Here is a 5,074-nt window from a genome sequence, read left to right as displayed (position 1 = left end):
GCTAAGCGACTACCTTATCTCACAGGGGGCAACCCCCAACTACTTCCGGCGTTCTAGGGCTTAACTGCTGTGTTCGGCATGGGTACAGGTGTATCTCCTAGGCTATCGTCACTTAACTCTGAATGATTAAACATTCAAAATTGAACATCTATATTCTAACAAGTTAACCTTACATTGTCAATATCTTCTGACTCTTTGGATAAGTCCTCGAGCTATTAGTATTAGTCCGCTCCATTGCTCACACAACTTCCACTCCTAACCTATCTACCTGATCTTCTCTCAGGGCTCTTACTGATATAAAATCATGGGAAATCTCATCTTGAGGTGGGTTTCACACTTAGATGCTTTCAGCGTTTATCCCTTCCCTACATAGCTACCCAGCGATGCCTCTGGCGAGACAACTGGTACACCAGCGGTAAGTCCACTCTGGTCCTCTCGTACTAGGAGCAGATCCTCTCAAATTTCCTACGCCCGCGACGGATAGGGACCGAACTGTCTCACGACGTTCTGAACCCAGCTCGCGTGCCGCTTTAATGGGCGAACAGCCCAACCCTTGGGACCGACTACAGCCCCAGGATGCGACGAGCCGACATCGAGGTGCCAAACCTCCCCGTCGATGTGAACTCTTGGGGGAGATAAGCCTGTTATCCCCAGGGTAGCTTTTATCCGTTGAGCGATGGCCCTTCCATACGGAACCACCGGATCACTAAGCCCGACTTTCGTCCCTGCTCGAGTTGTAGCTCTCGCAGTCAAGCTCCCTTATACCTTTACACTCTGCGAATGATTTCCAACCATTCTGAGGGAACCTTTGGGCGCCTCCGTTACCTTTTAGGAGGCGACCGCCCCAGTCAAACTGCCCGTCAGACACTGTCTCCGATAGGGATCACCTATCCGGGTTAGAGTGGCCATAACACAAGGGTAGTATCCCAACAACGCCTCCATCGAAACTGGCGTCCCGATCTCAATGGCTCCTACCTATCCTGTACATGTGGCACAGACACTCAATATCAAACTGCAGTAAAGCTCCATGGGGTCTTTCCGTCCTGTCGCGGGTAACCTGCATCTTCACAGGTACTAAAATTTCACCGAGTCTCTCGTTGAGACAGTGCCCAAATCATTACGCCTTTCGTGCGGGTCGGAACTTACCCGACAAGGAATTTCGCTACCTTAGGACCGTTATAGTTACGGCCGCCGTTTACTGGGGCTTCAATTCATACCTTCGCGTTACCGCTAAGCACTCCTCTTAACCTTCCAGCACCGGGCAGGCGTCACCCCCTATACATCATCTTACGATTTAGCAGAGAGCTGTGTTTTTGATAAACAGTTGCTTGGGCCTATTCACTGCGGCTGACTGAAAGCCAGCACCCCTTCTCCCGAAGTTACGGGGTCATTTTGCCGAGTTCCTTAACGAGAGTTCTCTCGCTCACCTGAGGCTACTCGCCTCGACTACCTGTGTCGGTTTGCGGTACGGGTAGAGTATGATTAACGCTAGAAGCTTTTCTTGGCAGTGTGACGTCACTAACTTCGCTACTAAACTTCGCTCCCCATCACAGCTCAATGTTATAGAATTAAGCATTTAACTCAATTCACACCTCACTGCTTAGACGTGCACTTCCAGTCGCACGCTTTAGTTAGCCTACTGCGTCCCTCCTTCACTACATACTCTAGTACAGGAATATCAACCTGTTGTCCATCGGATACACCTTTCGGTCTCTCCTTAGGTCCCGACTAACCCAGGGCGGACGAGCCTTCCCCTGGAAACCTTAGTCTTACGGTGGACAGGATTCTCACCTGTCTTTCGCTACTCATACCGGCATTCTCACTTCTATGCGTTCCAGCGCTCCTCACGGTACACCTTCTCCACACATAGAACGCTCTCCTACCATACCTATAAAGGTATCCACAGCTTCGGTAAATTGTTTTAGCCCCGGTACATTTTCGGCGCAGGGTCACTCGACTAGTGAGCTATTACGCACTCTTTGAATGAATAGCTGCTTCTAAGCTAACATCCTAGTTGTCTGTGCAACCCCACATCCTTTTCCACTTAACAATTATTTTGGGACCTTAGCTGGTGGTCTGGGCTGTTTCCCTTTCGACTACGGATCTTAGCACTCGCAGTCTGACTGCCGACCATAATTCATTGGCATTCGGAGTTTATCTGAGATTGGTAATCCGGGATGGACCCCTCACCCAAACAGTGCTCTACCTCCAAGAATCTTAATGTCGACGCTAGCCCTAAAGCTATTTCGGAGAGAACCAGCTATCTCCAAGTTCGTTTGGAATTTCTCCGCTACCCACAAGTCATCCAAGCACTTTTCAACGTGCCCTGGTTCGGTCCTCCAGTGAGTTTTACCTCACCTTCAACCTGCTCATGGGTAGGTCACATGGTTTCGGGTCTACGACATAATACTAATGCGCCCTATTCAGACTCGGTTTCCCTACGGCTCCGTCTCTTCAACTTAACCTCGCATCATATCGTAACTCGCCGGTTCATTCTACAAAAGGCACGCTCTCACCCATTAACGGGCTCGAACTTGTTGTAGGCACACGGTTTCAGGTTCTATTTCACTCCCCTCCCGGGGTGCTTTTCACCTTTCCCTCACGGTACTGGTTCACTATCGGTCACTAGAGAGTATTTAGGGTTGGGAGATGGTCCTCCCAGATTCCGACGGGATTTCTCGTGTCCCGCCGTACTCAGGATACTGCTAGGTATAAAGACTATTTCGAATACGAGGCTCTTACTCTCTTTGGCTGACCTTCCCATGTCATTCTTCTATAATCTTTAAGTCCACATTGCAGTCCTACAACCCCGAAGAGTAAACTCTTCGGTTTGCCCTCCTGCCGTTTCGCTCGCCGCTACTCAGGCAATCGCTTTTGCTTTCTCTTCCTGCAGCTACTTAGATGTTTCAGTTCACTGCGTCTTCCTCTACCTATCCTTAACAGATAGGAGTACTAGCCATTAGCTAGTGGGTTCCCCCATTCGGACATCTCTGGATCGTCGCTTACTTACAGCTCCCCAAAGCATTTCGTCGTTTGTCACGTCCTTCTTCGGCTTCTAGTGCCAAGGCATCCACCGTGCGCCCTTATTAACTTAACCTTATTTTTGGTCTTGCGACCTAAACTCTTTAAATATTTACAGCGTTTCGGTTTATTTTCTTGTTACTATTTGATATAGATATTCAATTTTCAATGTTCAATCTTAACACCCTTACAGTGTTAATGGAGCCTAGCGGGATCGAACCGCTGACCTCCTGCGTGCAAAGCAGGCGCTCTCCCAGCTGAGCTAAGGCCCCACAAGACCTCTCAAAACTAAACAAGACCAACGTACAGGTTTCCATTTCCTTAGAAAGGAGGTGATCCAGCCGCACCTTCCGATACGGCTACCTTGTTACGACTTCACCCCAATCATCTATCCCACCTTAGGCGGCTGGCTCCTTACGGTTACCTCACCGACTTCGGGTGTTACAAACTCTCGTGGTGTGACGGGCGGTGTGTACAAGGCCCGGGAACGTATTCACCGCGGCGTGCTGATCCGCGATTACTAGCGATTCCGACTTCATGTAGGCGAGTTGCAGCCTACAATCCGAACTGAGACTGGCTTTAAGAGATTAGCTTGCCGTCACCGACTCGCGACTCGTTGTACCAGCCATTGTAGCACGTGTGTAGCCCAGGTCATAAGGGGCATGATGATTTGACGTCATCCCCACCTTCCTCCGGTTTATTACCGGCAGTCTCGCTAGAGTGCCCAACTCAATGATGGCAACTAACAATAGGGGTTGCGCTCGTTGCGGGACTTAACCCAACATCTCACGACACGAGCTGACGACAACCATGCACCACCTGTCACCTCTGTCCCGAAGGAAAACTCTATCTCTAGAGCGGTCAGAGGGATGTCAAGACCTGGTAAGGTTCTTCGCGTTGCTTCGAATTAAACCACATGCTCCACCGCTTGTGCGGGCCCCCGTCAATTCCTTTGAGTTTCAACCTTGCGGTCGTACTCCCCAGGCGGAGTGCTTAATGCGTTAGCTGCGGCACTGAGTCCCGGAAAGGACCCAACACCTAGCACTCATCGTTTACGGCGTGGACTACCAGGGTATCTAATCCTGTTTGCTCCCCACGCTTTCGAGCCTCAGCGTCAGTTACAGACCAGAGAGCCGCTTTCGCCACCGGTGTTCCTCCATATATCTACGCATTTCACCGCTACACATGGAATTCCACTCTCCCCTTCTGCACTCAAGTTAAACAGTTTCCAAAGCGTACTATGGTTAAGCCACAGCCTTTAACTTCAGACTTATCTAACCGCCTGCGCTCGCTTTACGCCCAATAAATCCGGATAACGCTCGGGACCTACGTATTACCGCGGCTGCTGGCACGTAGTTAGCCGTCCCTTTCTGGTAAGTTACCGTCACAGTGTGAACTTTCCACTCTCACACTCGTTCTTCTCTTACAACAGAGCTTTACGATCCGAAAACCTTCTTCACTCACGCGGCGTTGCTCGGTCAGGGTTGCCCCCATTGCCGAAGATTCCCTACTGCTGCCTCCCGTAGGAGTCTGGGCCGTGTCTCAGTCCCAGTGTGGCCGATCACCCTCTCAGGTCGGCTATGTATCGTCGCCTTGGTGAGCCGTTACCTCACCAACTAGCTAATACAACGCAGGTCCATCTCTTAGTGATGCATTTGCACCTTTCAAATCAACATCATGCAATGTCGACTTTTATGCGGTATTAGCTATCGTTTCCAATAGTTATCCCCCGCTAAGAGGCAGGTTACCTACGCGTTACTCACCCGTTCGCAACTCATCCGCTCGGTGCAAGCACCAAGCTTCAGCGTTCTACTTGCATGTATTAGGCACGCCGCCAGCGTTCATCCTGAGCCAGGATCAAACTCTCATTAAAATAATTGTTTGTCTTAAACTCATTCTGTCACTGACAGATTTATTGTTTTTTTATTGTTCAGTTACTACAACTTTCATTGTAGCGCCCTGCACATTGGTTCGTCTTGTTCAGTTTTCAAAGGTCTTTGTTGCTCTCGCGCGACAACTATATTAGTATATCATGACCTACTCTTACTGTCAA

At 49.8% G+C, this 5,074-nt stretch carries 1 tRNA gene and 3 rRNA genes; all 4 read right to left on the bottom strand.

Features of this window, described 5'->3' with window-relative positions:
- The 4 genes from rrf to HMPREF2904_RS05750 all read right to left on the bottom strand — a co-directional run bounded on the left by rrf (position 1) and on the right by HMPREF2904_RS05750 (position 4,894).
- A 5S ribosomal RNA gene (rrf, locus tag HMPREF2904_RS05765) occupies positions 1-116 on the bottom strand.
- A gap of 79 nt (positions 117-195) precedes the next feature.
- Positions 196-3,097: ribosomal RNA gene (locus tag HMPREF2904_RS05760) — 23S ribosomal RNA — on the bottom strand.
- Positions 3,098-3,220: 123 nt separating this feature from the next.
- Positions 3,221-3,293: transfer RNA gene (locus tag HMPREF2904_RS05755), tRNA-Ala, on the bottom strand.
- 53 nt (positions 3,294-3,346) lie between these two features.
- A 16S ribosomal RNA gene (locus tag HMPREF2904_RS05750) occupies positions 3,347-4,894 on the bottom strand.
- Together the 16S, 23S and 5S rRNA genes with 1 tRNA gene alongside form the textbook arrangement of a ribosomal RNA operon.
- Between the last annotated feature and the right edge of the window lie 180 nt (positions 4,895-5,074).

It is taken from the genome of Streptococcus sp. HMSC072G04, from assembly GCF_001813295.1.
GTDB lineage: Bacteria > Bacillota > Bacilli > Lactobacillales > Streptococcaceae > Streptococcus.
The sequence above is the reverse complement of the archived record's forward strand: the minus strand, read 5'-3'. Positions and strand labels throughout refer to the sequence as shown.